24 protein-coding genes are annotated in these 26,586 nt (G+C 64.9%); 11 read left to right on the top strand and 13 right to left on the bottom strand.

Translation table 11 applies throughout. From position 1 onward, the window contains the following. The first annotated feature begins 207 nt into the window (after nt 1-207). The 3 genes from ACTUWL_RS06260 (at nt 208) to ACTUWL_RS06250 (ending at nt 3,208) form a co-directional block, all read left to right on the top strand. Nucleotides 208-1,467 carry an allantoate amidohydrolase gene (locus tag ACTUWL_RS06260; RefSeq protein ID WP_021077452.1) on the top strand — a complete coding sequence of 420 codons (1,260 nt, stop codon included), beginning with the start codon at nt 208-210 and terminating at the stop codon, nt 1,465-1,467. Nucleotides 1,468-1,597: 130 nt separating this feature from the next. After that, nucleotides 1,598-2,836: an ATP-binding protein gene (locus tag ACTUWL_RS06255; RefSeq protein WP_021077451.1), complete on the top strand. Its 1,239-nt coding sequence runs from the start codon at nt 1,598-1,600 to the stop codon at nt 2,834-2,836. A gap of 150 nt (nt 2,837-2,986) precedes the next feature. Beyond that, nucleotides 2,987-3,208, top strand: a complete 222-nt coding sequence (locus ACTUWL_RS06250) for a hypothetical protein (RefSeq protein ID WP_035650444.1) — start codon at nt 2,987-2,989, stop codon at nt 3,206-3,208. 133 nt (nt 3,209-3,341) lie between these two features. Here ACTUWL_RS06250 and ACTUWL_RS06245 read toward each other — a convergent pair whose 3' ends face one another. Next, nucleotides 3,342-3,767 (bottom strand): hypothetical protein, encoded by a 426-nt coding sequence (locus tag ACTUWL_RS06245; RefSeq protein WP_021077449.1) that lies wholly within the window; start codon nt 3,765-3,767, stop codon nt 3,342-3,344. A 305-nt stretch (nt 3,768-4,072) separates the two neighbouring features. Continuing rightward, entirely contained in the window at nt 4,073-5,005 is a 933-nt protein-coding gene (locus ACTUWL_RS06240; RefSeq protein ID WP_021077448.1) for a LysR family transcriptional regulator, read from the bottom strand. 116 nt (nt 5,006-5,121) lie between these two features. Between ACTUWL_RS06240 and ACTUWL_RS06235 the strand changes: the two genes are divergently transcribed. Beyond that, nucleotides 5,122-6,162, top strand: a complete 1,041-nt coding sequence (locus ACTUWL_RS06235) for a YeiH family protein (RefSeq protein WP_021077447.1) — start codon at nt 5,122-5,124, stop codon at nt 6,160-6,162. Nucleotides 6,163-6,175: 13 nt separating this feature from the next. Here ACTUWL_RS06235 and ACTUWL_RS06230 read toward each other — a convergent pair whose 3' ends face one another. Further along, nucleotides 6,176-7,189 (bottom strand): formamidase, encoded by a 1,014-nt coding sequence (locus tag ACTUWL_RS06230; protein ID WP_021077446.1) that lies wholly within the window; start codon nt 7,187-7,189, stop codon nt 6,176-6,178. 188 nt (nt 7,190-7,377) lie between these two features. On the opposite strand from ACTUWL_RS06230, the gene ACTUWL_RS06225 reads away from it, so the two are divergent. Beyond that, nucleotides 7,378-8,055: a cysteine hydrolase family protein gene (locus ACTUWL_RS06225; protein ID WP_021077445.1), complete on the top strand. Its 678-nt coding sequence runs from the start codon at nt 7,378-7,380 to the stop codon at nt 8,053-8,055. 164 nt (nt 8,056-8,219) lie between these two features. Here ACTUWL_RS06225 and ACTUWL_RS06220 read toward each other — a convergent pair whose 3' ends face one another. The 4 genes from ACTUWL_RS06220 to ACTUWL_RS06205 form a co-directional block, all read right to left on the bottom strand. Then, entirely contained in the window at nt 8,220-9,044 is an 825-nt protein-coding gene (locus ACTUWL_RS06220) for a carbohydrate ABC transporter permease (protein WP_021077444.1), read from the bottom strand. Then, complete coding sequence (locus ACTUWL_RS06215) at nt 9,041-9,979, bottom strand: carbohydrate ABC transporter permease (protein ID WP_021077443.1); 939 nt, start codon at nt 9,977-9,979, stop codon at nt 9,041-9,043. Before ACTUWL_RS06215 ends, ACTUWL_RS06220 begins: the two co-directional genes overlap by 4 nt. After that, on the bottom strand, nt 9,976-11,298 hold the full coding sequence (locus ACTUWL_RS06210; RefSeq protein ID WP_021077442.1) for an ABC transporter substrate-binding protein: 1,323 nt from the start codon (nt 11,296-11,298) through the stop codon (nt 9,976-9,978). The genes ACTUWL_RS06215 and ACTUWL_RS06210 overlap by 4 nt, the downstream gene beginning before the upstream one ends. 185 nt (nt 11,299-11,483) lie before the next feature. Next, a complete protein-coding gene (locus tag ACTUWL_RS06205; RefSeq protein WP_021077441.1) occupies nt 11,484-12,338 on the bottom strand; it encodes a VOC family protein in 855 nt (284 codons plus the stop codon). 78 nt (nt 12,339-12,416) lie between these two features. Between ACTUWL_RS06205 and ACTUWL_RS06200 the strand changes: the two genes are divergently transcribed. Then, nucleotides 12,417-13,784: an NAD(P)/FAD-dependent oxidoreductase gene (locus ACTUWL_RS06200; protein WP_021077440.1), complete on the top strand. Its 1,368-nt coding sequence runs from the start codon at nt 12,417-12,419 to the stop codon at nt 13,782-13,784. A 26-nt stretch (nt 13,785-13,810) separates the two neighbouring features. On the opposite strand, the gene ACTUWL_RS06195 is transcribed toward ACTUWL_RS06200, so the two are convergent. The 4 genes from ACTUWL_RS06195 to ACTUWL_RS06180 form a co-directional block, all read right to left on the bottom strand. Next, a complete protein-coding gene (locus ACTUWL_RS06195) occupies nt 13,811-15,436 on the bottom strand; it encodes an ABC transporter ATP-binding protein (RefSeq protein WP_106940339.1) in 1,626 nt (541 codons plus the stop codon). Next, nucleotides 15,433-16,263 carry an ABC transporter permease gene (locus ACTUWL_RS06190; protein ID WP_021077437.1) on the bottom strand — a complete coding sequence of 277 codons (831 nt, stop codon included), beginning with the start codon at nt 16,261-16,263 and terminating at the stop codon, nt 15,433-15,435. Before ACTUWL_RS06190 ends, ACTUWL_RS06195 begins: the two co-directional genes overlap by 4 nt. A gap of 2 nt (nt 16,264-16,265) precedes the next feature. After that, the gene (locus ACTUWL_RS06185) at nt 16,266-17,243 is read right to left on the bottom strand and encodes an ABC transporter permease (protein WP_021077436.1); all 978 of its coding nucleotides are present in this window, start codon (nt 17,241-17,243) and stop codon (nt 16,266-16,268) included. Between the two features lie 199 nt (nt 17,244-17,442). Further along, nucleotides 17,443-19,056, bottom strand: a complete 1,614-nt coding sequence (locus ACTUWL_RS06180; protein WP_021077435.1) for an ABC transporter substrate-binding protein — start codon at nt 19,054-19,056, stop codon at nt 17,443-17,445. A 443-nt stretch (nt 19,057-19,499) separates the two neighbouring features. Here ACTUWL_RS06180 and ACTUWL_RS06175 point away from each other — a divergent pair, with 443 nt between their 5' ends. After that, nucleotides 19,500-19,799 (top strand): HU family DNA-binding protein, encoded by a 300-nt coding sequence (locus ACTUWL_RS06175; RefSeq protein WP_021077434.1) that lies wholly within the window; start codon nt 19,500-19,502, stop codon nt 19,797-19,799. Nucleotides 19,800-19,920: 121 nt separating this feature from the next. Here ACTUWL_RS06175 and ACTUWL_RS06170 read toward each other — a convergent pair whose 3' ends face one another. Together ACTUWL_RS06170 and ACTUWL_RS06165 are read right to left on the bottom strand one after the other, a co-directional pair. Continuing rightward, the gene (locus tag ACTUWL_RS06170) at nt 19,921-20,700 is read right to left on the bottom strand and encodes an SDR family oxidoreductase (RefSeq protein WP_021077433.1); all 780 of its coding nucleotides are present in this window, start codon (nt 20,698-20,700) and stop codon (nt 19,921-19,923) included. Nucleotides 20,701-21,065: 365 nt separating this feature from the next. Further along, nucleotides 21,066-22,052 (bottom strand): ABC transporter substrate-binding protein, encoded by a 987-nt coding sequence (locus ACTUWL_RS06165; protein WP_021077432.1) that lies wholly within the window; start codon nt 22,050-22,052, stop codon nt 21,066-21,068. A 476-nt stretch (nt 22,053-22,528) separates the two neighbouring features. Here ACTUWL_RS06165 and ACTUWL_RS06160 point away from each other — a divergent pair, with 476 nt between their 5' ends. The 4 genes from ACTUWL_RS06160 to ACTUWL_RS06145 are packed head-to-tail and all read left to right on the top strand — an operon-like array spanning nt 22,529 to nt 26,571. After that, on the top strand, nt 22,529-23,620 hold the full coding sequence (locus ACTUWL_RS06160) for an ABC transporter substrate-binding protein (protein WP_021077431.1): 1,092 nt from the start codon (nt 22,529-22,531) through the stop codon (nt 23,618-23,620). Continuing rightward, the gene (locus tag ACTUWL_RS06155; protein ID WP_021077430.1) at nt 23,598-24,614 is read left to right on the top strand and encodes an ABC transporter permease; all 1,017 of its coding nucleotides are present in this window, start codon (nt 23,598-23,600) and stop codon (nt 24,612-24,614) included. Before ACTUWL_RS06160 ends, ACTUWL_RS06155 begins: the two co-directional genes overlap by 23 nt. After that, nucleotides 24,608-25,405: an ABC transporter ATP-binding protein gene (locus ACTUWL_RS06150; protein ID WP_021077429.1), complete on the top strand. Its 798-nt coding sequence runs from the start codon at nt 24,608-24,610 to the stop codon at nt 25,403-25,405. The genes ACTUWL_RS06155 and ACTUWL_RS06150 overlap by 7 nt, the downstream gene beginning before the upstream one ends. Beyond that, nucleotides 25,399-26,571: an acyl-CoA dehydrogenase family protein gene (locus tag ACTUWL_RS06145; protein ID WP_035650401.1), complete on the top strand. Its 1,173-nt coding sequence runs from the start codon at nt 25,399-25,401 to the stop codon at nt 26,569-26,571. The genes ACTUWL_RS06150 and ACTUWL_RS06145 overlap by 7 nt, the downstream gene beginning before the upstream one ends. Nucleotides 26,572-26,586 lie beyond the last annotated feature (15 nt).

The raw sequence follows: 26,586 nt of genomic DNA, 5'->3' as shown, positions 1-26,586 counted from the left end.
TGGTTCGCCTTTGGAATCGGCAGAGCCAAAATTGCCTAATTTGTATGCGATCAATCCTCATTGTATGCAATGCCGTTAAGCAGCCGCTAACCGCCGAGCGGCCGATGCGCGCCCGGCCGGAAGGCGGCATTTGCCGGCTGGTGAATCGGACCGGGCCTGCTACGAGTGGAGTGGGCTCCGGCGCCGGTTCGACCGATGGGAAACAGTATGAGCGAGAAGAATCCGTCTTCCCTTGGCGACGAGATCGTGGCGCGGATCGATCAGCTCGCGGCGATCTCGGAGACGCCGGAGCATCTGGCGCGCATTTTCCTCACCGAGGAGCATCGCAAGGCGGCCGACCTCATCCTGTCCTGGATGCGCGAGGCCGGCATGAGCGCGCATCTCGATGCGATCGGCAATGTCTGCGGCCGCTACGAGGGCGAGCGGCCGGGCCTGCCGGCGTTGATGCTCGGCTCGCATTACGACACCGTGCGCGATGCCGGAAGGTGGGACGGCCCGCTTGGCGTCATCACCGCGATCGCCTGCGTCGCCGACCTCAACCGGCGGGGCAAGCGGCTGCCGTTCGCAATCGAGATCGTGGGCTTCGCGGACGAGGAGGGCGTGCGCTTCGCCTCGACCCTGCTCGGCAGCCGGGCGGTTGCCGGCACGTTCGACGAGAGCGTGCTCAACACAAGCGACCGCGCCGGCATCTCGATGCGCGATGCGCTGATCGCCTTCGGCCTCGATCCCGATCATATCGGCAAGGCGGCGCGCGTGCGTCGCGAGCTGCTCGGCTATGTCGAGCTGCACATCGAGCAGGGGCCCGTGCTGGAACAGAAGGCGCTGCCGGTCGGTGTCGTCTCCGCGATTTCAGGTGCGACGCGGCTCGCCGCCAGTCTCACAGGATTCGCCGGCCATGCCGGCACCGTGCCGATGCCGCTGCGGCGGGATGCGCTGGCGGGCGCCGCCGAATGCATCGTTGCGATCGAGCAATTCTGCCGGAGCGATGAAGCCGGCCTCGTCGGCACCGTCGGCTATATCAACGCGATGCCCGGCGCCACCAACGTGATCCCGGGCAAGGTGTCCTTCACCATGGACATCCGCTCGCAGAGCGACATGCATCGCAAACGCGCGGTCGCCGACATCGTGCGGCAGATCGAGGCGATCGCAAAGCGACGCGAGCTCGCGCTGCAGATCGACGTCACCCACGAGAACCGCAGCGTGCCCTGCGCGCCATGGCTGAAGGCGCAGATCGCCGAGGCTGTCGCAGCCGAGGGCCATACCGTGTTCGAACTGCCGAGCGGGGCAGGGCACGACGGCATGGCGATGGTCGATGTCGCCGATATCGGCATGATCTTCGTGCGCTGCCGCGGCGGGATCAGCCACAATCCGGCCGAGCACGTCGAGCTCGCCGACGCCGACACCGGCGCGCGGGTGCTGCTGCGTTTCGTCGAGAATTTCCGACCGCACGGTACAGTGAATATGTGAAGGTGCCGCGGCTGGGCGGTCGTCCGTCCGTGCCGAATCTGGACAGATTTGATCGCCGTTGCCTGGCACAGTCGGCCTATTTGCGCGCCGGCCGTGAACGGCTAGACTTGGTGCCAACGGGGGGAAGGACATGCGGTCGTCCGTCGTCCAGGACGTTCAGTTCCCAAAACAACCGGCGCTGCAGCTGATCTACGACACTGCACCGATCGGTCTCGCCTACCTCTCTCCGGACTGCCGTTATCTCCAGATCAATCAGCGGCTCACCGAGATCTGCGGCATCTCGGTCGAAGGCCATCTCGGACGCACCGTGCATGATTGCGTGCCCGCGCTGGCCACCGCGGTCGAAGGCATCGTTCGCTCGATCATGGAGACCGGCGAGCCCGTGACCGGCGTCGAGGTCTACGGCCAGCGTCCGGGCCACAATGACGAGCGATGCTGGATCACGCATTGGCATCCGCAGCGCGAGCCGAACGGCAGCATCGTCGGCGTCAACGTTGCGGCTGAGGAGATCACCGATCGCAAGCGCAGCGAACGCGAGATCCGCGCGGCGCGGGATGCGGCCGAGAAGGCCTTGCATCATCTGCAGGAGACCCAGGCGTCGCTGATCGAGGCGGAGAAGCTCGCGGCGCTGGGCCGGCTGGTGGCCGGCGTCGCGCATGAGATCAACAGCCCGGTCGGCACCAGCCTCACGGTCGCCTCGGTGCTGGAGCAGAAATGCGCCGACTTCGCCGCCGAGGCAGCGCGCGGCAAGCTGAAGCGCTCGAGTCTGAGCGATTTCATCGAGGTCGTCGAAAGCGCGTCGTCGCTCTTGGTCGGCAACCTCAAGCGCGCAGCGGACCTGGTGCAGTCATTCAAGCAGGTCGCCGTCGATCGCAGCTATTTCGATCGCAGCGCGTTCGATCTCGGCGAGGTGACGGAACAAGTTCTTTCGAACCTGCGCCCGGCGTTGCCGAAGAACAATCTGGCGCTCGAGGTCGATTGTCCGTCGGGTCTGGCGATGAACAGCTATCCCGGTCCTTACGGTCAGGTGCTGACCAATCTGTTCGTCAATGCGGTCGCGCATGCATTTCCGGACGGCAAGGGCGGCACCATCACGATCCGGCTGCGCGCGTCAGGCGCGGACCGGGTCGAGATCCTGTTCGCCGATGACGGCTGCGGGATGGACCGCGACGTGCTGCGGCAGGCCTTCGATCCCTTCTTCACCACGCGCCGCGACATCGGCCGGATCGGGCTTGGCCTGCACATCGTGCACAACATCGTCACCAACCGTCTGGGCGGAGAACTGCATCTCGACAGTGCCCCAGGCATGGGAACGCGCGTGCGGATCACGCTGCCGCTCATCGCCCCGCAGCGCGGGACGGACAGCTGAGGCCGGATCAGGTAGCCGAGAAGGAAATACTCCCCGGCCAGGGAGTCGGAAAACGTCCTTCCAAGGTACGGGTGCAAAAGGCATTCCGGGACCCTTGCTTCTGCCCCCGCCGTCGCGACATTGTCACGGCAGTCCCTGATGGTCGCGACGATGAGCCAATCCGCATTCGATCCCTTCGGTGAGCCGGTTCCCGCGGTCGATTCCTCGGCCGGGAGCGAGGCCGTGTCGAAATGGCTGAAGACCGCGGGCACCGGCGTGTTCTGGGTGCTGGTGGTCGGCATCGTGCTGGCACGCGCGGTGTATTTCGAGCCCGGCGTGTTCAGCTTCGAGCGTGTCGTTGCCTGGGCGCAGGGTCTGTTCGCCGCGCTCTGAGGCGCAGGATGGTTTGGTCTCGGCCTATCTCTCGTATAAGGGCTCTTACTCTCTCGATAGACCGTAATCACTCAACCGATTCGCTGCGTGATATGAAAGAAGCCGCGAACGGAGGCGGCTTCGGTTTGCAGAGCTAGCTGCGTCTAGCCTGCTCGGCTGCAAGACGAGCATCGATCGCGTCGAGGACGGCGAGTTGTGCCTGTTCGACCGACGCTATGGCGTAGTCGACGGCGAATCCGGCGTCTTCTTCCAGAAGGTTTGCGCGGTCCTCGGCGAGGTTCGCCTTGATATCATGCTTTGCCTGGAGCGCGTACGCCTTCAAGGTGTTCACGTCCGCAGTGATCTTTGCTTGCAGCGCTTGCCTGTCTCTGCTGGCAGACTCGCCGACCGACTTGATTTGCTGGCTGATCTTTTCGACTGCTGTCTTTGCAGCCGAAAGCGCCTCCGTTTTGCGCGCTTCGATCTTGTCACGCGCTTCCTTTTGTGCGGCTGCAAACGCAGCTTCGGCGTTTCTTGCGCGCACCGACAATTCGGCGAGTTGTTCAGAAAGGGGCTTCATGCGCTCCTCCTTCAGTTGAACGTTTCACGACCGGCTCGCAAATAACGTGCTCTCGTCCGAGCCATGTTGATTTGGATCAACTTACTTGGAAACGAGCAGTAAGCGGCCGCGCGGAGCGAAGTCTCTATTGGTCAAAAGCGTTGGTTTCAGCCATCCGGCATTCGGGTCCGGACCGTTCTCGAATCCGGCGGTACGTATGCGCTCCGCATTTTCGTTTAATCGCGTCTTCGGGTTACAAGAAGATGATATTGCCAGGGTCGGATCGCGTCTCGGCTTTGCCTGCGAAAGCGGGCGTTACTCCGGTCTCATCGCGCTCTGGCGGCCCGCGTCCGCGGCGCCGTGTTCGCGGCCCTTGTCTCCCGGATGATCCCCTCGAACGCGACCGCCGCCGGCACATCCAGCCGGCCGGGCGATTTGAGCTGCCACAGCGTGCGCTCGATGTGGACGCCCTTGATCGGGATCACCTTCAGTTTTCCGAGCTTGACCTGATCGTCGATCGTTGCAACCGATACGATCGCGACCCCGACACCCGCTGCGACCGCCTGCTTGATCGCCTCGGTGCTGCCGATCTCCAGCGTCCGCTGCGGCTCGACGCGGTGGGCGGCCAGCGCCTGTGCCACCACCTCGCGCGTGCCGGAGCCCGGCTCGCGCACGATCAGGATCTCTTCGTTGAGCTGGCGGACGTCGATCGGGCCTGCGGCAGCCGCGAAGCGATGATCAGGGCCTGCGATCAACACCATCACGTCGGTGCGCCAGGCGTCGCTGGTCAGGTTCTCGTCCTCGACCGGCCCTTCGACCAGCGCGATCTCGATCTCATGCCCGAGCATCAGCGCCGCGATGTCGCTGGTGTTGGCGCTCACGACATGCAGGTCGATGCCGGGAAAGGCGCGGTGGAACACGCCGAGATATTCCGGGACCATGTAGGTCGCGATCGTCGTGCTGGCGCCGATCCGCAGCGAGCCGCTGTCGAGGTTGCGCAGCGCCTGCAATTCGTCCTCGGCGGCGCGCTCGGCCGCGAACAGCGTCTCGGCATGCCGGGCCAGCGCCGCGCCCTCCCGGGTCGGCCGCACCCCCTTCGGTGTGCGGTCGAGCAGCCGGCAGCCGACCTGCAGCTCAAAATCCCGCACCCCCTTGGAGATCGCCGGCTGGCTGATGTGCAGGAGGTCGGCAGCGCGGGAAAAACTTCCAGTCCTCGCCACGGCCGCGAACAGGCGGAGCAGGTGCAGGTTGAGGGACATAACTTCTCTCTATCGGGGCAGTCCGAAAAGATATTAGCCAATGAGTGGGGTCTGGCGCATAAAATCTTCTCCGAAAAGAGGATTTTGTGCCGGAACAAGAACAACATCAGGGGCGGATGCAGGGGGTGCTGAAGGGCATCATCCTGCTCATTCCGGGCATTCTGCTCTGCGGAGCGGTCACCGTCATCTCACTCGGCATCCAGGCCGCCGAGGAGCGGGTTTTCGACCACCCCTATATCGAGGCGCTGGTGGTCGCGATCCTGCTCGGGATGGCGGTGCGGACCGCCTGGGACCCGTCCGAGCGCTGGCGCTCGGGGATCGCCTTCAGCGCCAAGCAGCTGCTCGAGGTCGCGGTGATGCTGCTCGGCGCGTCGATCAGCTTCGCCGCGATCCTGGCGTCGGGCTGGCTCCTGATCGGCGCCATCGCCGCGACGGTCGTGGTCATGCTGGCGGTGAGCTATGGCCTCGCCCGCCTGCTCGGGCTGAAGACCAAACTCGCGATCCTGATCGCCTGCGGCAACTCGATCTGCGGCAATTCCGCGATCGCGGCGGTGGCGCCGGTGATCGAGGCCGATGGCGACGACATCGCCTCGTCGATCTCGTTCACCGCCATCCTCGGCGTGCTGATGGTGCTCGGCCTGCCGCTCCTGATCCCGCTCCTGAAGCTGACCGCGACGCAATACGGCATTCTCGCCGGGCTCACGGTCTATGCCGTGCCGCAGGTGCTGGCGGCGACCGTGCCGGCCGGCATCGTCTCGACCCAGATCGGCACGCTGGTGAAGCTGGTGCGCGTCCTGATGCTGGGCCCGATCGTGGTCGCCCTCTCGCTGGTCGTGGCGCGGCGGCGCGAGGGCGGGCCGGCGAAGGAGGGCGCGGCAAAGACCGCCTCGATCAGCCCGTTCAAGCTGGTGCCGTGGTTCATCATCGGTTTCCTGGTGCTGGCCGCGCTGCGCTCGTTCCAGCTGGTGCCCGACATCGCGATCGCACCGGTGACCAGGACGGCGGCGATCCTCACCGTGCTCTCGATGGCCGCGCTCGGCCTTGGCGTCGATGTGCGTGTGCTCTCGACCGTCGGCGGCCGGGTGACGGCCGCGGTGACGCTGTCGCTGATGCTGCTCTTGGGCTTGAGCATCGGTCTCGTGCACTGCTTCAAATAGCCGCTTGCGGCGGCTATTCGGCGGCTTTCGCGGTCTTGCCGAACATCCGTGTCGGTGCGGCAAAGCCGCAGGACGTGCCGTCGGTGATCTTGACCTGATCCTCCCAGGGCAGACGGAAGCGGCCGGACACCATGTCCTGCATGAAGGTGTAGGGGCAATCCATCGCGCCGCCCTTCACCGCGACATAGCCGCGGTGCCACAGCTGATAGATGTTGTTCTCGACGCCCCAATTGATCCGCGCCTCGCGCACGAGGTCGGGCCGCACCTCGGCGGTGATGATCTCGTCGGCCCGCCCGGTGGTGCCGTGCGCGATGATGCTGCCGTCGAAATTGACGATCATGCCTTCGCCCATCGAGTCGAACGAGCCGTCCGAGCCGCACATGCAGACATTGGCGGTCACCATCAGGTTCTGGAACGCATTGGCCTGGTTGGTGAAGCGCCAGCTGTCGCGGATCGGCGCGGTGTATCCCGCGGTGCGGATCATGATCTCGGCGCCCTTGTAGGCGCATTCGCGCGCCATTTCCGGGAACATGCCGTCGTGGCAGATGATCAGCGCGAGCTTCGCGCCCTTCGGTCCGTCGATCACCGGAATGCCGATGTCGCCCGGCTCCCACGGCTCGACCGGAATCCAGGGATGGAATTTGCGGTAGTAGAGCTTGATCTCGCCGTGATCGTCGATGATCAGTCCTGAATTGTAGGGATTGCCGTGCGGGTTGAACTCCATGATGGAGAAGCAGCCCCAGATCTTGTTGTCGATGCAGGCCTGCCTGAAGGCTGCGACTTCGGGCCCGTCGAGCCGGCACATGATCTCCGGATTGGTATCCATCGAGAGGCCATGCAGCGAATATTCGGGAAACACGACCAAGTCCATGGTGGCGAGATTGCGCCGCGCCTTGCCGACCATCCAGACGATGCGCTCGGTCTGCCGCGCCAGATCGGCCCTGGTCGCGACCACGGGCAGCTGCAGCTGCACCAGTCCGATCACGACGCCGTTGGGTGACTTGTTGAGGCCGCCAAGTCCGTTCATGCCTGTCCTCCCGCCTGTTGAAATGGGCTGTCATTTCGCGAACGATGATCTTCGTTCGGTCGGGCTCCCAGCTAGCAACGATCATGCCAGCAGGATCGGACGATCGGCAAATCAGCTGCCGGTGATTGCGTCGTGGCACGCGGTTTGCTTAATCAAGCGCGGGTCTTCTCGCATTCGGAGCGTGCGCCATGGCGAATTCAGGCGGGACCATCGCGGCGGAGCCGGCGCCGATCACGCTCGACTGGAGCAGGACCGCGCTCGTCATCATCGACATGCAGCGCGATTTCATGGAGCCTGGCGGCTTCGGCGAGACGCTCGGCAACGACGTCAGCCAGCTCGCCCGCGCGGTGCAGCCGATCGCCGCGGTGCTCGCGGTGGTGCGCGACGCAGGCCTGCTCGTGGTTCATACCCGTGAGGGCCATCTGCCCGATCTGTCCGACGCGCCGCCGGCCAAGCTCGAGCGCGGCGCGCCGTCCTTACGGATCGGCGATCCCGGACCGATGGGACGGATCCTGATCCGCGGCGAGGCCGGGCATGACATCATCCCCGAACTCTATCCGCTGGACAGCGAGATCGTGATCGACAAGCCCGGCAAGGGCGCGTTCTACGCCACCGAGCTCAGTGACATCCTCAGGAAATACGGCATCGAGAATCTGCTGGTCTGCGGCGTCACCACCGAAGTCTGCGTCAACACCACGGTGCGCGAGGCCAACGACCGCGGTTATCGCTGCGTCGTGATCTCGGACGGCTGCGCGTCCTACTTCCCGGAATTCCATGAGATGGGCCTGAAGATGATCAAGGCCCAGGGCGGCATTTTCGGCTGGGTCGCCGATTCCGCCGCAGTGCTGAAGGCGCTCGCCGGCTAGGGCACGACGCCAAATTTCGGAATATTAGAATAATATCCCTGAGTTGCCCGACGTGTCAAGTTGCATCGTCGAAGGTTGGCCGCCGACGGCTACTTTGCATGGGGTTGTTTTGCGATATTTTGGCCGAGCCCCCGTGACGGCCGATAACTTCATATTGGCCTGGTCTAGCCACCCTTCACCGCGCCCGCCGTCAGCCCGGCGACGATCTGCCGCTGCGCCATCACTGTGAGCAGCAGCACCGGCGCCGTCACGATCAAAGCGGCGGCGGCGAGCGGGCCCCAGCTCAATTGGTCGAACGAGATCATGTTGTAGACTGCGACCGGCAGCGTGCGGGTCTCGCGCCCGGCCAGCACGATGCCGAAGACGAAGTTGTTCCAGGAGAAAATCACCGCGAGGATGAAGGCGACCGCAAGCCCGGGCCTCGCGATCGGCAGCGCGACATGGCGGAACACCTGCCACCGCGTGGCGCCGTCGATCAGCGCGGCTTCCTCCAGCTCCAGCGGCGTGGTCTCGAAATAGCCGATCATGATCCAGATCACGATCGGCACCGTGACCACGAGATGGATGATGATCTGCGGCACCAGCGTGCCGAGCAGGCCGAGCCACTGGAACAGCAGGAACAGCGGGATCAGATACGACAGGCCCGGCGTGATGCGCGCGATCAGGATCACGATCGCCGATTTGTGCGCCGCCATCCGCGCAATCCCGTAGCCCGCCGGCACGCCGACCAGCATCGCAAGGCCCGTGGCGCAGCCGGTGACGATCAGGCTGTTGCTGAAATAGGTCAGGAAGCGGTTGGACGCGAACACGTCGGCATAGTTCTTCCAGGCGATGTGCTCCGGGAAGAACACCGGCGGATAGGAGGCGTTGTCGATCTCGAATTTCAGCGACAGCGAGCCCATCCAGAGGAAGAACAGGATCGCCGGCGAGACGATGACGAACACCGACAGCCACAGCCCGATCTGCCCGAGGATCTGACGCAGGTTCATGCCTCGCTCCCGAGCTGCGAGGTCCACAGCAGGCGCTTGCGCAAGTACAGCAGCAGCGCCGCCAGCGCGACGATGAGGAGGAAGAACACCACCGCGATCGCCGAGCCGTAGCCGAGGTCGTAATAGACGAAGGCGACGCTGTAGAGATAGACGTTGATGGTCTCCGACGCCGAACCCGGCCCGCCCTGGGTGATCGCGAAGATGATGTCGAAACTCTTCACCGCATCGATCATCCGGATCATTCCGGCGATGAACAGGAACGGCATGATCAGAGGTAGCGTGATGAAGCGGAACACCTGCCAGAAATTGGCGCCGTCGATCTGCGCGCTCTCATAGGGTTCGGTCGGGATCGCGGCGAGGCCGCCGAGCACGATCAGCATCACCAGCGGCGTCCATTGCCAGGTCTCGACCAGCACCAGCGAGGGGATCACCGTCGTCGGGTTGAACACCCAGAGCTGCGGCGGCAGGCCGACCAACGACAGCAGATAGTTCAGCACGCCGAGCTGCGGGTGGAACATCATGGTCCACACCAGTGCGATCGCCACCGGGGTTGCCATCATCGGCATGATGAAGATGCCGCGCAGAAAGCCGCGCGCGGCGAATTTCTGGTGAAACACGACAGCCGCCAGCGTGCCAAACACCAGCGGCAGCACGACCGACAGCGCCGTGTAGGACAGCGTGTGGCCGACCGCTTCGACGAAGCGCGGATCGGTCGGCAGCCGCAAATAGTTGGCGAGCCCGACGAAGGTGGTGGGCGAGCCGACCTTCCATTCCTGGAAGCTCATCCAGATCGTGAAGACCCACGGGAAGATGATGACCGCGAGCACCACCACCAGGGCCGGGATCACGAAGGGCCAGTAGGATGGCTTGCGCCATTCGCGCTCCGGCGCGGCGGTTTCGGCCGCGGCCGGAGAAGCTTGTGTCACCACGCTCACGCTTTTTCACTGCGCTCCAGGATCGGGCGGAACTGATCGTGCGCCTTCTTCAATTCGGTGGCGGGATCGGCGCCCGACAGCGTCGCGGTCAGCGCCGCGCCGACGATGTCGCGATACTCGGCGACCGGGATGATCACCGGCAGGCCAAGCTTCGAGATCTTCGAGGAATCGATCACCGATTGCAGCCATTCCTTGGTCTTGACGCCCTTCGCAACCTCGGGATCGTCGACGATCGAGCTACGGAACGGCACGCCGCCACCAGCCTGGATCAAGCGCGTGCCCTGGCCGCGCGAGACCGCCCATTGGCAGAGCAGATAGGCGGCTTCCTTGTTCTTGCTGGCGGCGGCGATGCCGAGGCCGTCACCATACGTGGATGAGAAGTGGCCCTTGGGTCCGGCCGGGACCACGGTGTAGCCGACCTTGCCGGGCACGCGCGAGGCGGTTGGATCTTCGATCGGTGGCGCCCAGCCGGTGGCGTCGATCCACATCGCGGCGCGTCCCTGGGTAAAGGAAGCCATCGACTCCATCCAGTTGAAGCCGGCGACGCCGGGCGGCGCGCATTTGGTCAGCAGCCGCTGATAGAGTTTGGTGGCTTCAATAGCCTCGGGACCGTCGGACAGGATGTTGCCCTTGGCATCGAGGAATTCGCCGCCATAATTCAAATAGAAGTTGCTCCACATCGCCATGTTGGCGTTGCGCAGGCCGCGGCCGACGAAACCGTAGACGCCTTCCTTCGGGTCGGTCAGCTTCTCGGCAGCGACCGCCATCTCGTCCAGCGTCTTCGGGACTTCGACGCCCTTTTTCTGGAACAGATCCTTGTTGTAGTAGAGGATGAAGTAGTCGACCGACCACGGCAGCGACAGCATCTGGCCCTTGTCGTTGCGCGCATATTGCAGGCCAGCTGCGGAGAAGTCGCTCTCGACCAGATCCGGCAGCGTCAAGCTTGGATCCTTGAGGAAGCCCGACATGTCGGCGAGCCAGCCGGCTTTCTCGAATTGCCGCTTCTGCACGTGATAGCTGAGGTGAACGACATCGAAGCTCGGCTTGCCCGAGGACAGCTCGATCACGCATTTCTGGCGCTGCTGTTGCTCCGGGACTTGCTCCGATTCCACCTTGACGCCGGTGAGCTCGGTGAATTCCTTGATGTATTTTTGCAGATTGTCGCCGCGCGGTCCCTTGGCGAGGCTGACTTCGAGCGAGGTGCCGGAATATTTCTTCCAGTTGACCTCGGCGCGGGCCGGAAATCCGGCCAATCCAACCGCGCCTGCGGCTGCCGTGCCGGCCAGCATCTGCCGGCGCGAGATCAGGTGATGCGACATGTTTCTCTCCCCTGGGACGGTTCTTGTTTGGGAGAGATACTAGAGCATGATCTGGAAAAGTGAACACCGGTTTTCCGGACGGATCGAGCATCAACCGATGCAGGTACAGCATCGATGCGATCAAAGTTCGCATCGATGCTTGAGTGGCGACGCCGCATGATGCAGCGCCGCGCGACGTCGGGCAGCTATGCCTTGACGAAGGCGAGCAGGGTGCCGTTCGCGGAAGCCGGCGGCACGGTGATGCCGTTGCCGCCCTTCACGCCGGTCGCGCCGAGCGCTTTCTCGGTCGCGGCAAGGTCGGCTGCGATGACGAGGCCGGCGCCGCCGCGATCGGACAGGCCATCCAGCGACACGCCGGGATAGCGCTTGCCGAGTTGATCCCTGGTCAGGAACACGAAGTCGGCGCGATCGCCGCCGGACGGCATCGCAATCGCACCGTCGGCATCGTTCCTGACGGCGATGTCGATCATCTTGGAGAGATGCGCGGCGTCAGTCGCGGGATCGGGCGAGACGATGAGGACCTGCTTGAGGCGCTTTGCCCCATTGGCGTGCGTCATCAATTCGGGAATCCACACCGTCTCGCGGGTCTTGTGCTGGCAGGCGAAGATGCGGACGCCGCCGGGCGCTTCTGCCGTCGGCCATTGGAAGGTGCGGAATTTTGCCGCGGAGATGGTGCCGTTCGGCAAGGTCACCGGGCGCTCGAAATCGGTCGGCCCAACCGGCGGATAGCCGCGCGCGCGGATCTCCTCGGCGCCTTCGGCGGAATCCACCGCGGTGAACGCGATCCGCTCGATGCCTTCGCCACGCTTCTCGAGGAAGGCGCGCGCCGGGGCATTGTGTTCGGTCGGCGTCAGCACGCCGAGCAATTCCATGTAGTCGGGGTCGAACATGATGGTGTAGTTGCCCGATCCCATATGCGCGCTGTGGGTGCCGCGCGGCGACACGGTGAAGCCGAGCCGTTTGTAATTTTCGGCGGCCTTGTCGAGGTCCTTGACCATGACCACGGCGTGATCGATTCCGATGACGTTCTTGAGTGCCACTTCTTGTCTTCCCGGCTGGAATGAGTGAGTAGAGTAAAGCTAACCAGAATGACCGGGCACCCGCAAGAAAGGATCATGATGAGCAGCAATGCCGTGCGCTGGCCCAATTCGCTCTGGGCCGCCGTGACGCCGTCAGGCCCCGATTGCCCCGAATTGACCGGCGCGCAGCAGGCTGATGTCGTCATCATCGGCGGCGGCTTCACCGGGCTGTCGACCGCGCTGCATCTGCGCGAGGCCAATGTCGACGTCGCGATCGTCGAGGCGGCCGAGCCGGGCTGGGGCGCCTCGGGCCGCAACAACGGGCAGGTGATCCCGACGCTGTCGCGCCCCGATCCCGATGACATCATCAAGCGGCATGGCTCCGCCGGTGAGCGCTTCGTCGCGATGCTGCGCGACAGCGCGGCCATGCTGTTCGAAATCGTCAAGCGCTACGATATCGCGGCCGAGCAGGAGCAGGCCGGCTGGGTGCAGCCGGTGCACTCGCCTGGCCGCATCAAGATCGCGGAGCGGCGGGTGCAGCAATGGTCGAAATTCGGCGCGCCGGTCGAATTGCTCTCGCGCGACCAGACCCGCGACATGCTCGGCTCGGATGCCTGGTACGGCGGTTTCTGGAACAGGACCGGCGGTCACGTCAATCCGCTGGCACTGGCGCGCGGCCTTGCGCGCACCGTGCTCGGCCTCGGTGGACGGATCTATGCCCGTTCGCCGGCGCTGAGTTTCGAGCGCCGCGGCGATCGCTGGGTGGTGAAGACCGAGAAGGGCGAAATCTCGGGTCGTGCGCTGGTGGTCGCGACCAATGCCTATAGCGGCGAGTTCGCGAAATCGTTGGTGCCCGAGATCGCGACCGAGGTGATGCCGGTGCTGTCCTGGCAGATGGCGACGCAGCCGCTGTCGGACAACGTCCGCAAAACCATCATCCCCGGCCGGCAGGCGATGTCGGACACCCATGGCGAGCTGTATTTCGCGCGCTACGATGCCCGCAATCGCCTCGTCACCGGCGGCGCCGTGCTCGGGTTCGGCGACAAGACCGGGCGGCTGAAGGCGCGGTTGACCGAGCGGTTGCAGCGATTGTGGCCGCAGATCGGCGAGGTCTCGTTCGACTATGTCTGGAACGGCTATGTCGGGATGACCGCGGATTTCCTGCCGCGGATGCACCGGCTCGGACCGAACGCCTATGGCTGGACCGGCTGCAACGGCCGCGCCGTCGCGCTGACCATCCCGCTCGGCCGCGAATTGGCGCGGGCAGTCCAGGGCGTGCCCGACAATGAGCTGGCGCTGCCGTTCACCGAGCCGGTGCAGTATGTGGCGCACGGCTTGTTGCGCAAGCTCGCGCCCTGGATGCTGGTGCTCTACCGGCGCCGCGACGCCCAGGAACCGGTCAGGGGCGATCGCTTCGAGCTGCTGCGCTGGGCGGAGCAAGTGCTCGCCTCGCACCGCTCCAGGTAAGGACCGCCGCCAAGCGCGTGGCCCGATCAGGCGATCAAGGCATCGCGCTTGCGCGTGAAGTCGCCGCCGGGGATCGCCGAAAGCAGCGCCTGCGTATAGGGATGCTGCGGCCTGCCGAACACCTCGGCGGTCATCCCTTGCTCGACCACGGCGCCATCCTTCATGACCGCGATGAGGTCGCAGATCTGCGCGGCGACGCGCAGATCGTGTGTGATGAAGATGATGGACAGGCCGAGCTGCTGCCGCAGCTCGGCGAGCAACCTCAAGACTTGTGCCTGCACCGAGACGTCGAGCGCCGAGACCGGCTCGTCCGCGACCAGCACGTCGGGCCTGAGTGCCAATGCCCGTGCCAGCCCGATGCGCTGTCGCTGGCCGCCGGAGAATTCGTGCGGGAAGCGGTCGCCGGCGGAAGGGTCGAGCCCGACCAGCTCGAACAGTTTTCGTGCTTCCGCAATCGCGGTGGCGCGTCCGGTGCCATGCACGATCGGCCCCTGCGCCACCAGCTCGGTCGCCTTGCGGCGCGGATTGAGCGAGGCGAACGGGTCCTGGAACACCATCTGGATGTGGCGGGTCTCGCGCCTGATCTCGTCGCGGCCGAGCTTCGCCCAGTCCTTGCCGGCGAGTACGATCGAGCCGGCATCGGGGTCGATCAGCCGCACGATGCAGCGCGCCAGCGTCGATTTGCCCGAGCCGGACTCGCCGACGATGCCGAGCGTCGCGCCGCGCGGCAGGCGCAGCGAGACGTTCTTGACGGCTTCCGTGATCCGCGCGCCGCGACCGAGGAAGCCGCCGGTGCGATAGGTCTTGGAGACGCCGTCGATGGTCAGGATGGTCTTGCCGGACAGGATGCGCGGCGGTGGCGTCGTCAGCGGCGGCACGGCGGCAATCAATTGCCTTGTATAGGGATGCTGCGGATCGTTCAGTACCGTGTCGGCCGCGCCTTGCTCGACGATGGCGCCGTGCTGCATCACCACGACGCGATCGGCGATCTCGGCGACCACACCGAAATCATGGGTGATGAACAGCACCGCGGTCTTCTTGCGCTGCTGCAGATCGCGGATCAGTTTCAGGATCTGCGCCTGGGTCGTGACGTCGAGCGCGGTGGTCGGCTCGTCCGCGATCAGGAGTTTCGGGTCGAGCGCCAGCGCCATCGCGATCATGGCGCGCTGGCGTTGGCCGCCGGACAGCTCGTGCGGGTAGGCTTTCGCAGCCGCCTTCGGATCGGAGATCCGAACGTCTTCGAGCAGCGCCAGCACCCGCGCGTTGATCTCAGCCTTGGACAGGCCGGTGTGGATCGCAAACATCTCGCCGATCTGGTCGCCGATGGTGCGCAACGGATTGAGCGCGGTCATCGGCTCCTGGAAGATCATCGCGATCCCCGCGCCGCGGACCTCGCGCATGGCGGCGCCATCTGCGGCGCAGAGGTCGCGGCCCTCGAACATCATCCGGCCCCGTTCGATCGTCACCTCGTTGGGCAGAAGCCGCATGATGGCGTTGGCCATCATCGACTTGCCGGAGCCGGACTCGCCGACCACGCAGAGGATCTCGTTCGACGCGACAGACAATGAGACGTCGGACAGCGCATGCGGCCGGTCGGCGCCCCTGGGCAGGCGCACGGTCAGGCCGTCGAGCGAAAGGACAGCTTCGCTCATCGGCTCTTCAGCCTCGGATTGAGCGCATCGTTGAGGCCCTGGCCGACCAGCGACACCGCCAGCACGGTGACGAGGATCGCGATGCCGGGGATTGCCGAGACGTACCACTGCACGCGCAGCACGTCGCGGCCGAGCCCGATCAGATTGCCCCAGGAGGCGACGTTGGGATCGGACAGCCTTAAGAAAGCGAGCGCGCTTTCCAGCAGGATCGCGACCGCCATCACCACGCTGGCATAGACGATGACCGGCGGCAGCGCGTTGGGCAGGATCTCGCCGAGGATCAACTGGAGGTCCTTCATGCCGAGCGTCTTGCCGGCCTGGACGAATTCGCGGTTGCGCAGCGACAGGAACTCGGCGCGGGTCAGCCGCGCCGGCGCCGGCCACGACACCACGCCGACTGCAATGGTCACCGTGGTCAGGGTCGAGCCGAACACCGCGACCAGCACCAGCAGCAGCACGAAGTTCGGCAAGGTCTGGAACGCCTCGGTGATCCGCATCAGGACATTGTCGACCCAGCCGCCATAATAGCCCGCGAAGGCGCCGACCAGGATGCCGATCACGATCGCGATCACGGTGGCGACCCCGCCGATCAGGAGCGAAATCCGCGCGCCGTAGAAGATCTGGGCGGCGATGTCGCGCCCGGAATTGTCGGTACCGAGCAGGAATCGCGGGTTGGAGAACGGCCAGACCAGCGGCCGGCCCGCCAGCGCGAGCGGATCGCGCGGATACAGGAAGCCGGCGCTGACGGCCATCGCGATGATGAGCAGCAGCAGGATCAGGCCGATCACCGCAGCCGGGCTGCGGAAGTAGCGTTTCACCGCATCCATCGTCAGCCCTCCGCCGCGATGCGCGGATCGAGCCGCGCGTAGAGCAGGTCGACCACGAAGTTCACCGATATCACGAGCAGCGCGGACACGAAGACGATGCCGAGCAGTGTGTTGAGGTCGCGCTGCACGACCGATTCATAGGCGAGGCGGCCGAGGCCGGGCAGCGAGAACACGCTCTCCACCACGACAGAGCCGCCGAGCATGGTGCCGGCCTGCAATCCGATCAGCGTCACCATCGGCAGCAGCGCGTTGCGCAGCACGTGGCGGGTGATGACGTGCGTCTCGTCCAGCCCCTTGGCGCGGGCGGTGCGGACGAAATCGAGGTTCAAGACCTCGAGCATCGAAGCGCGCATAATGCGCAGATAGATCGCAAGGAAGATCAGCCCGAGCGTCAGCGTCGGCAGCACCAGGTGGGCGGCGATGTCGAGCACGCGCCAGATCCCGGTCTGCACGGTGCCGATGTCTTCGAAGCCGCCCGGCGGCAGCCATTGCAGATAGACCGAGAACACCACGATCGCCATCAGCCCGAACCAGAACGAAGGCGTGGCGTAGAAGATCAGGCCGAGTGTGGAGATCAGCGTATCCGGCCAGCGGTTGACGCCACGCGAGGCGATCACGCCGAACACGAGGCCGAAGAAGAACGCAAACGACAGCGACGCGGTCATCAACAGGATGGTCGGCGGCAGCCGTTCCAGGATCACGGTCGCCACCGGCTTGCCGTAGATCGAGGAGAATCCGAGATCGAGCCGCACCAGATGCCACAGATAATTGCCGAGCTGCGCCGGAACCGAGAGGTCGAGCCCGTAAAACTTGCGCAGCGCCTCGGCGGTCGCGGCATCGCCGCCGCCCATCTGCGCCATCAGCGCATCGACGGTGTCGCCGGGTGCGAGCTGCAACAGCAGGAACACGCCGATCAGGATCAGGAACAAGGTCGGAATCGAGGCGGCGAGCCGCCGCCCCGCAAGGCTCAGGATACGCATGCTTCATCTATAGCGGTTTCAGACGACGTGGACACTGGCCTCTCGGTCACCTCGCCCCGCTTGCGGGGAGAGGTCGGATCGCATCGTCAGATGCGATCCGGGTGAGGGGGTACAGGTCTGTCGATGGATCGAAATTGCGGAGAGGGCCCCTCACCACAACCCTCTCCCCGTGAAGAAACGGGGAGCGGGAGAAGCGGCCTCATGCACTCAGCCAAAGATCGTGCCAGCTCGCCGAGCCCCAGCGTGGGGTGTTGGAGTGGTTGCGCGCCTTGGCCGTAATCACGGTGACGAAGATCTGCTCGATCGGCATCCAGACCGGCAGCTCGGTGTTCACCTCCTTGACGAATTCGGCGTACAGCGCCTTGCGCTTCACCGGATCGACTTCGGTGGCGGCATTGTCGATGGTGGCATCGACGGTCTTGTCCTCCCAGCCCCATTGGTTGGTCCACGGCGCGCCCTTGGGCTGGCCGGAGCGGTACCACACCGTGGTCGAGACCGCGGGATCGTTGCGGTACTGGTGCCAGCCGGTGGCGAGGTCGAAGGCGTGATCGTCATAGACCTGCTTGAGGAAGCCGCCGCCGTCGTTCCGCACGATGTCGACCTGGATGCCGACTTCGCCCAGCGACTGCTGGATGAAGGTCGACCACAGCGAGATGTCCTCGCCCCACGGCGCCGGCAAGAGCTTCAGCGCGAAGCGGTTGCCGCCACTGGCCTTGAAGCCGGCCTCATCGAGCAGCGCGATCGCCTTGGCCTTGTCATAGGGATATTGCGGCGTGTTCGGCCCGGGATAGAAGTCGGTCGAGGTCGAGGGGATCGGGCCGGTGCCGAGCTTGGCGAAATCGCCCAGGAAATTCTCGATGAAGAACGGCACGTTGATCGCATGCGCGATGGCGCGGCGAACGCGGATGTCGGACAATTCCTTGCGGCGGAAGTTGAACTCGATGGTGTTGGTGCGGGCGTTGCCCTCATTGCCCTTGGTCTGGACGATGAAGCGCTTGTCCTTGCCGAGCCGGGCCATGTCCGAGATCGTCAGCCCGGAGAACGGGCTGTAATGCAGCTCGCCGGCCTCCATCTGCGCGGCCGCGGCGGCGCGGTCGGTGATCACCTTCCAGACGATGCGGTCGAGATAAGGCGCGTTCGGCCGCCAGTAATCCGGGTTGCGGTCGGCGATGATGTATTGCCCGCGCTCATATTTGACGAATTTGAACGGGCCGGTGCCGACCGGCGCCAGATTGGTCGGGTTCTGGCGGATATCGCCGCTCTCATAGAGATGTTTTGCGGAGACATAGCCGAGGTCGGGCAGGGCGCGGAGCAGCAGGTTCAGCGGCATCGGCCGCTCGTAGCGGAAGATCGCGGTCTGCGGATCGGGCGTATCGACCGAGGTGAGGAACAGCTGCAGCGTCGATCCGTAGTTGAGGATCTTCTTCCACATGTTCATCGCGGTGAAGGCGACGTCCTCCGAGGTGAACGGCTTGCCATCGTGCCATGTGATGCCCTTGCGCAGCTTGAAGGTGACGGTCTTGCCGTCCGGCGTCGCCTCCCAGCTCTCGGCCAGCACGCCGACCGGCTGTCCCTGGGCATCGAGGTCGACCAGGTTCTCCTGGATCTTGCCGCCGATGATGTAGACCCCGGTGGAGGCCTGGATGCTCGGATTGAGCTGGCGCTGCTCGGCGCCGTAGTGGACGTTGAACACGCCGCCCTTGCGCGGGGTCTCCTGCGCGAAGGCCCGCATCGGATTGATGACATTTGCCGCAATCGCGGCCGAGGTCAGCAGGGCCGTGCGGCGGTTGATCTCGAGGCGGCTCAAATCCATACGCGGGTCTCCAGAACTTACATAAAGGCTTGCATCGGGCGGCCGGCCGATCGGCGTGGCGCCCCTCTGTGATGTTACCTTGGAATGGGAACCCGAGTCGAACCCAAGTCGTTTTCTAATGGCTCGGCCTTTTGGAGGATCGTTTCCGAAACCTGAAGTGGCGCATTGCGGCGCGTCGCAACCCGGATTGCGCGCCGCGTCGTCGCAGGCCGGCGGCGCGAGATGTGTTCGGGTGATTCTCTCGAGCGGCCGCTTCGGGAGCCCCGAAGCCGCGCAAACGCTATAATTTTAGGGGTCGGAAGTGCCTTGACTGGAAAAAACACTGGAAAAATCACTGATTCGGGGGCTGTCCACAGCGATATTGCTGGGGTGAGTGCAGAAAACACTGTTTTTCTCGGCGTTTTCCGCCATATCGTGCCCACTCCAGAATCAATGGAGCAACCATGGCTACCCAACTGTCGAAGTCGCAAGTGATCGAGAAGATCGCGACCACCACCGAACTCTCCAAGCGCGACGTCAAGAACGTTTTGGACTCGCTCGTCGATGTCGGCCACAAGGAGCTGAAGAAGGCCGGGGTGTTCCTCGTCCCCGGCTTCGCGAAGTTCGTTGTCGTCAAGAAGCCTGCGACCAAGGCGCGCAAGGGCACCAACCCCTTCACCGGCGAAGAGATGATGTTCAAGGCCAAGCCGGCCCGGAAGATCGTCCGCGCACGGCCGGTCAAGGCCGCCAAGGACGCGGTTTAAGAATAGAAGGCCTCCGGTGACGGAGGCCTTTTGCTTTTGAGCCGTCGCTTCCTGCCGTAGGTTGCTGCCTGCCAAAGCAAGACCCTGGCACTTCGGCTTCGACTGGATCGAAGCCGAAGTGCTAGACCACCGGCGAGCGGCCACCGTCGACATTGATGGCGGTGCCGGTGATGTAGGATCCCTGTTCCGAGGCCAGGAAGCAGGCGAGGTTGGCGAATTCCTCCGCCGTGCCGATGCGGCCGAGCGGCGTCCCCCTGGCAAGGCCCTTGGCGAATTCCTCGAAATCCGTGTTCGGCGCCTGGGCAGCATGCCGCTTGACCCATTGATCGCTCATGATCAGGCCGACCAGCAACGCATTCACCAGGATGTTGTGCTCGCCGCCCTCATTGGCCATGACCTTGGTCAGCGCCATGCCGGCCGCGCGCGACACCGAGGTCGGCGCCGAATTGCCGGCCGGCGCCTTGGCGAAAGTGTTGAGCACGTTGATGATGCGGCCCCATTTGCGCTGCTTCATGCCCGGCCAGACCAGCCGGCTGAAGCGGATCGCGGCGAACAGTTTGAGGTCGAGGTCCTCCTGCCAGGCCTCGTCGCTGATGCTCTCGAACGCCAGCGTGCGCGCGGTGCCGGCGTTGTTGACCAGCACGTCGATCCCGCCGAGATCGGCGACGATCTTGTCATGGGCCTTGCTGATGTCGGCGGCCTTGGCGACGTCGCAGACGTAATCCCGCACCACGAGCCCGTCCTTGGCGAGCGCCTCGCGCGCCGCCGCGAGATCGGCTGCGCCGCGGGCGAGGATCGCGACCTTGGCGCCGGACTCCGCAAACCGCCGCGCCACCGCGATCCCGATGCCCTTGCTGCCGCCGGTGACCACCGCGACGCGGTCTTTCATCGATAGGTTCATTGTTGTTTTCTCCGATGGATCAAGGTCCCGGAGCGACGCTATCAAACCGACAGCGCGACCAACAAGGTCATGCAGAGCAGGTGTGCCGTGACGATCAGGGCGAGATGGAGCGGGCCGGACATCGGGGGTCTCCATGGTTATGCGGGGTGAGTCACCTCGTCAGGTGAGCACGTCGCTCGGCTCCCTCTCCCGCTTGCGGGGGAGGGTTGGGGTGCGGGTCTCTTCCCGAGGCATATCGTGGAGAGAGCCCCCACCCACCGCGCGCTGAGCGCGCGTCGGCCTCCCCCGCAAGCGGGAGAGGCGGAACGGAGTCTACGGACACCAACGTCATACGCGTCCTTTTCAAGGGGAGGTGTGCGCGCGGCCTAGTTCGAGCTCGCGCCAGCCGTAAAGCTGCGATCGACGGCCTTGCTGACATCGAGCGTCTTGCCGAGGATGCCATAGCGCGTGGCGCGGTCAGATGCGGCCTGTACCTCCTTCACCACGGCCTCGTCGATCGCGATCGGCGAGGTCTTCTGCGCGGTGTAGGCGGCGAGCAGCACGTCTTCCGGCAGCTTGGTGAGCTCGGCCGTGCTCCCAGCGTATTCCGCGAGATGGTCGAGTGACCACAGCCGCGCCTTGTTGAGCCGCTGCACAAGGTCCTGCACCGCGGCGCGCTTGGTCGCGATCGCGTTGTCGGATGCGACGATGAAGGTGATGGTCGGCGTCAGGCCCTCGCCGTCGGCGACGACCCGCGCCTTGTCCTTCAATGTCGCGTAGGAGATGTAGGGCTCCCACACCGCCCAGGCGTCGATCGAGCCGGCGAGCAGCGCGATCTTGGCATCGACCGGGCCGAGCGGGGCGAAGGTCGCATCCTCGATCCGGCTGCCGGCCTTCTCCAGCGTCGCGTTGATCAGGAACTGGCCCCAGCCGCCGCGCGTGCCGGCAAGGCGCTTGCCCTTCAGGTCGGCCGCCGACTTGATCGGCGAATCCCCGCGCACCAGGATCGCCTGCGTCCGCGCGTCGGACCGGGTGCCGCCGATCGCCTTGATCGGCGCGCCCGAGGCATAGACCGTAAGGAAGGACAGATCGCCGGTATAGCCGACTTCCAGCGCGCCGGCATTGATCGCTTCCAGGATCGGGGCAGCGGCCGGGAATTCCGACCACTCGATCTTGTAGGGCAGGTCCTTGGCGAGGCCGGAGATCTCGAGCAGCGAGCGGTTGCCTCCCTTCTGGTCGCCGACCCGCAGCACGATCGCGTCGGCCGCGAACGCCGCCGCCGATGTTGACAGCGTGATCACCGCCGTGATCAGCGCGGCCGCGGTGCGGCGAGTGAGGGAATGGCGAGAGCCCGAGCGGGCGAGTTTGTGCATGTCGGTTTTTCTTTCTGATTCAGTCGTTGCTCGGCGAAAGGCGCGGCAGCGTTCGACCAAGTCTATGAGCAAGCCGCTCGCCGTCAACGAAACGGAAATCTGAATTCGCGGACGCTACGACAAGGATGATCTCGTCGAGCAGGTCGCGCGTAGAAGACATCGTGCGTGCGGTCGCTAGCCGCTCAAATTTGATGCAATCGCAGTGTCCGCGCCGCGTCTCTGCGCCGTGCCGACAGCGAAAATCCTTTCATCGTCGCGCGATGCGATCGTGGAGAGATCGGCTGCCGCACCGACCACATTCGAAATTCCATTTCATTGACGGTGAACTTGTCGCGCCGCATCATTTGAGGGTTGCTTTGAGTGCAATAGCGCCGGAGAAATCCGCTTTTTCTGAACCTTGAGCTTCGAACGACGGGGCGTGCAGGTCATGACGATTTGCGCGTGGGGCGGAGCCTTGCCGAAATGCAGGAGTGAAAATGTCGACCAACAAGAAGACGGTGATGGATCGCCGCACATTGCTGCGTGCGGGCGCCGCAGCAGCCTTTGCCGCGCCGATCGGCGCCTATAGCGCGCAGGCCTTCGCGCCGCGCCCGATCACGCCGGCGATCGACTTCTCCGAATTCCCGATCTGCAAGACCGCGTCCGATACGCCGCCGCTGTCAGGTGCGCCGCGCAAGCTGAAACTGTCGTGGAACGCCGGTGCGGTCTGCCTCGCGCCGCTTCCGGTTGCGATCGACCACGGCTTCTTCCAGAAGCAGAACCTCGATGTCGAGCTCGTCAATTATTCCGGCTCGACCGACCAGTTGCTGGAGGCGATCGCCACCGGCAAGAGCGATGCCGGGCTCGGCATGGCGCTGCGCTGGCTGAAGCCGCTCGAACAGGGGTTTGACGTCAAGATCGCCGCCGGCACCCATGGCGGCTGCATGCGGGTGTTGACCCGCACCAGTTCCGGCATCGGCAAGCTCGCCGACCTCAAGGGCAAGATCGTCGCGGTCGGCGACCTCGCCGGCCCCGACAAGAACTTCTTCTCGATCCAGCTCTCCAAGCTCGGCATCGATCCGGTCAAGGACGTCGACTGGCGCGCCTATCCGGGCAATCTCTTGAACGTCGCGGTCGAGAAGGGCGAGGTGCAGGCGTTCCTGTCGTCCGACCCGCTGGCCTATCTCTGGCTGAAGGATACGCAATACAAGGAGGTTGCCTCCAATCTCGACGGCGAATACCGCGACAAGAGCTGCTGCATCGTCGGCCTGCGCGGCAGCCTGGTCCGCGAGGAGCCGCACGTCGCGCGTGCCATAACGCAGGCGCTGCTCGATGCCGCGATGTTCACCTCGCAGAACCCGGACAAGGCGGCGAAATCGTTCCAGCCCTACGCGCCGAAGGCGGCGAGCCTCGCCGATCTCGAAGCGATGGCGCGTTACCACACCCATCACCATCATCCGACCGGCGAGGTGCTGAAGCGCGAGCTGAAGGGCTACGCCGACGATCTGAAATCGGTGCAGGTGTTCAAGCAGAGCACGGATACGGCCAAATTCGCGGAGCGGATCTATGTCGACGTATTCAGTGTCTGACGCGACCGCCGCGGCCGCGCCGCGCGCTGCGGTCACATTCGCGGATATCTCCGGCAGCTACGGTGTCGGGCTTGCGGCTAGCCTTGCATGGGCGGCGTTCGGTCTCTCATGCCTCTATTGGCCCGATGTCGGTGACTGGTCGCGGACCGGATCGCTCGGCATCGGCGCCATCGTCATCGCGGCCTTTATCCTGTTCGGCACGTTCAGCGCGGATTATCTCGGCAGCGCCGGGCAGGCGCTGCGCAAGCGTGCGCCGTGGCTGCTGGCTTTCGGCGCCTTCGTCACGTTATGGGAGGTCGCGACCGCGAAATTCGCCTGGCTGCCGCTGCCGTTCTTCCCGCCGCCGCAGGCGATCCTTGAAGTCTATACCGACGACCTGCCAAAGCTGCTCGACAGCGTGTTCGCCTCGGTCAAGCTGCAGCTCGGCGGCTACATCATCGGCGCAACCGTCGGCTTCGTCACCGGCGTCTCGATCGGCTGGTCGCAGAAGATCGGCTACTGGGTGCATCCGGTGCTGCGCTTCATCGGTCCGCTGCCGGCCACGGCCTGGCTGCCGATCGCCTTCTTCACCTTCCCGTCGAGCTGGAGCGCCTCGACCTTCCTGATCGCGCTTGCCACCGGCTTCCCGGTGACGGTCTTGACCTGGTCAGGTGTCGCCAGCGTCAGCAGCGCCTATTACGACGTCGCGCGCACGCTCGGCGCCAAGCCGTCATTCCTGGTGCTCAAGGTCGCGATCCCCGCCGCGCTGCCGCATGTGTTCGTCGGCCTGTTCATGGGGCTCGGCTCGTCCTTTGCGGTTCTCGTCGTCGCCGAGATGATCGGCGTCAAGGCGGGGCTCGGCTGGTATCTGCAATGGGCGCAGGGCTGGGCGGCGTATTCCAACATGTATGCGGCGCTGATCGTGATGTCGCTGCTCTGCTCCGGCGCGATCACGCTGCTGTTCAAGACCCGCGACCGCCTGCTGGTCTGGCAGAAGGGCGTCGTCAAATGGTAGTGCAGTCCGCCGCCGAGGCGATCACCTATCCCGCCGTCGGCGCCGAGCTCGACATCGAGGGCGTCAGCCACGCCTTCGATATCGACGGCGCGACCCTGCCGGTGCTCGACAATGTCAGCCTTTCGATCGCACCCGGCGAGTTCGTCGCGCTGCTCGGCCCGTCCGGTTGCGGCAAGTCGACTTTGCTGCGGCTGGTCGCGGGGCTCGAGAAGCCGCGCGCCGGCTCGCTGCGGGAGGATGATGCGCGCATCACGGGCCCGCATCCGTCGCGTGTCGTCGTGTTCCAGGATCCGACGCTGTTTCCGTGGCGCACGGTCTGGGACAATGTGGCGCTCGGGCTGGAGGCGCAGGGCATCCTGAAGGCGCAACGGCACCGCGTCGATGAGGTCATCGAGCTGGTCGGCCTGTCCTCGTTCCGCAACGCCTATCCACACCAGCTTTCCGGCGGCATGGCACAGCGCGTGGCGCTGGCGCGCGCGCTGGTCAACGATCCGAAGATCCTGGTGCTCGACGAGCCGCTCGGCAAGCTCGACTCGCTGACGCGGATCGCGATGCAGTCCGAGCTCGTGGCGTTGTGGCAGCGCAAGGGGTTTACCACGCTGCTGGTCACCCATGACGTCGAGGAGGCGCTGGTGCTCGCCAACCGCGTCATCGTGCTCTCCGACCGGCCGGCGCGGATCAAGGCCGACATCGCGGTCGCCAGGCCGTATCCGCGGCATCGCGGCGATCCCTATCTCGCGGACCTGCGCAAGCAGATCCTCGGGCTGCTCGGGCTGGAGGCGACGTGGTGACGACGGCGGCGAGGGAGCTGCCGCAGGCGAATGAGCCGGAACACATTGCGCGTGCGTTGCGGCTCGCCGATGTGTTTGCCGGCCGTGCCGCCGCACATGACCGTGACGCCAGCTTTCCATTCGAGAATTTCGCCGATCTGTCGCGCGAAGGCCTGCTGGCGCTGACCGTGCCAGCGGCGCTTGGCGGGAGCGGGGCGGGCGCGCGCGATGCCACGCGCGTGCTCGGCATCATCGGCAAGGCCGATCCGTCGACCGCGCTGGTGCTGTCGATGCATTACATCCAGCATCTGGTGATGGCGCGCAGCACGCGTTGGCCTGCCCGGCTGTCGCGCAAGCTTGCGAAGGAGACGGTGGAGGGCGTGGCGCTGATCAACGCGCTGCGGGTCGAGCCCGAGCTCGGCTCGCCCGCGCGCGGCGGCCTGCCGGCGACCATTGCGCGCCGCACCGAAACCGGCTGGCGGCTGACCGGCCGCAAGATCTATTCGACCGGAGCCCCGATCCTGAAATGGTACGCGGTCTGGGCGAAAACCGACGAACAGGACACCCGTGTCGGCCAGTTTCTGGTTCCGGCCGGATTGCCGGGAACACGGATCGAGGAAACCTGGGATCATCTCGGCCTGCGCGCCAGCGGCAGCCACACCGTGGTCTTCGACGACGTCGTGTTCCCGTTGGACTACGAGATCGACGTCCGCAAGCCCGACGATTGGAAGGTTCCGGACGTTACCCAGGCGACCGTGCATGCGATCTTCGTTGCCGCGATCTATGACGGTATCGCCCGCGCCGCCCGCGACTGGCTGGTCAAATTCCTCAAGGAGCGGGTGCCCGCCAATCTCGGCGCGCCGCTGGCGACGCTGCCACGGATGCAGGAGGTGGCCGGCGGCATCGAGGCGCGGCTTGCGGTGAATGCGCGGCTGATCGACAGCTTTGCTTCCGATTTCGATAATGGCTTTCCGCTGTCCGCGATCGAGTCTAACATCATCAAGCTGACGGTGACCAATAACGCCGCAGCAGTGGTGGAGGATGCCTTGTCGCTGACCAGCAATCACGGCCTGTCGCGAACCAATCCGCTGGAGCGGCATTATCGCGATGTATTGTGCGGCCGCGTCCATACTCCGCAGGATGATTCCACCCGCGTCGCCGCCGGACGCTTTGCGCTGGGCGTCTGAAACAACGGCCAACAA

The sequence above is a fragment of the Bradyrhizobium sp. WCU1 genome (assembly GCF_053474805.1).
The sequence above is the reverse complement of the archived record's forward strand: the minus strand, read 5'-3'. Positions and strand labels throughout refer to the sequence as shown.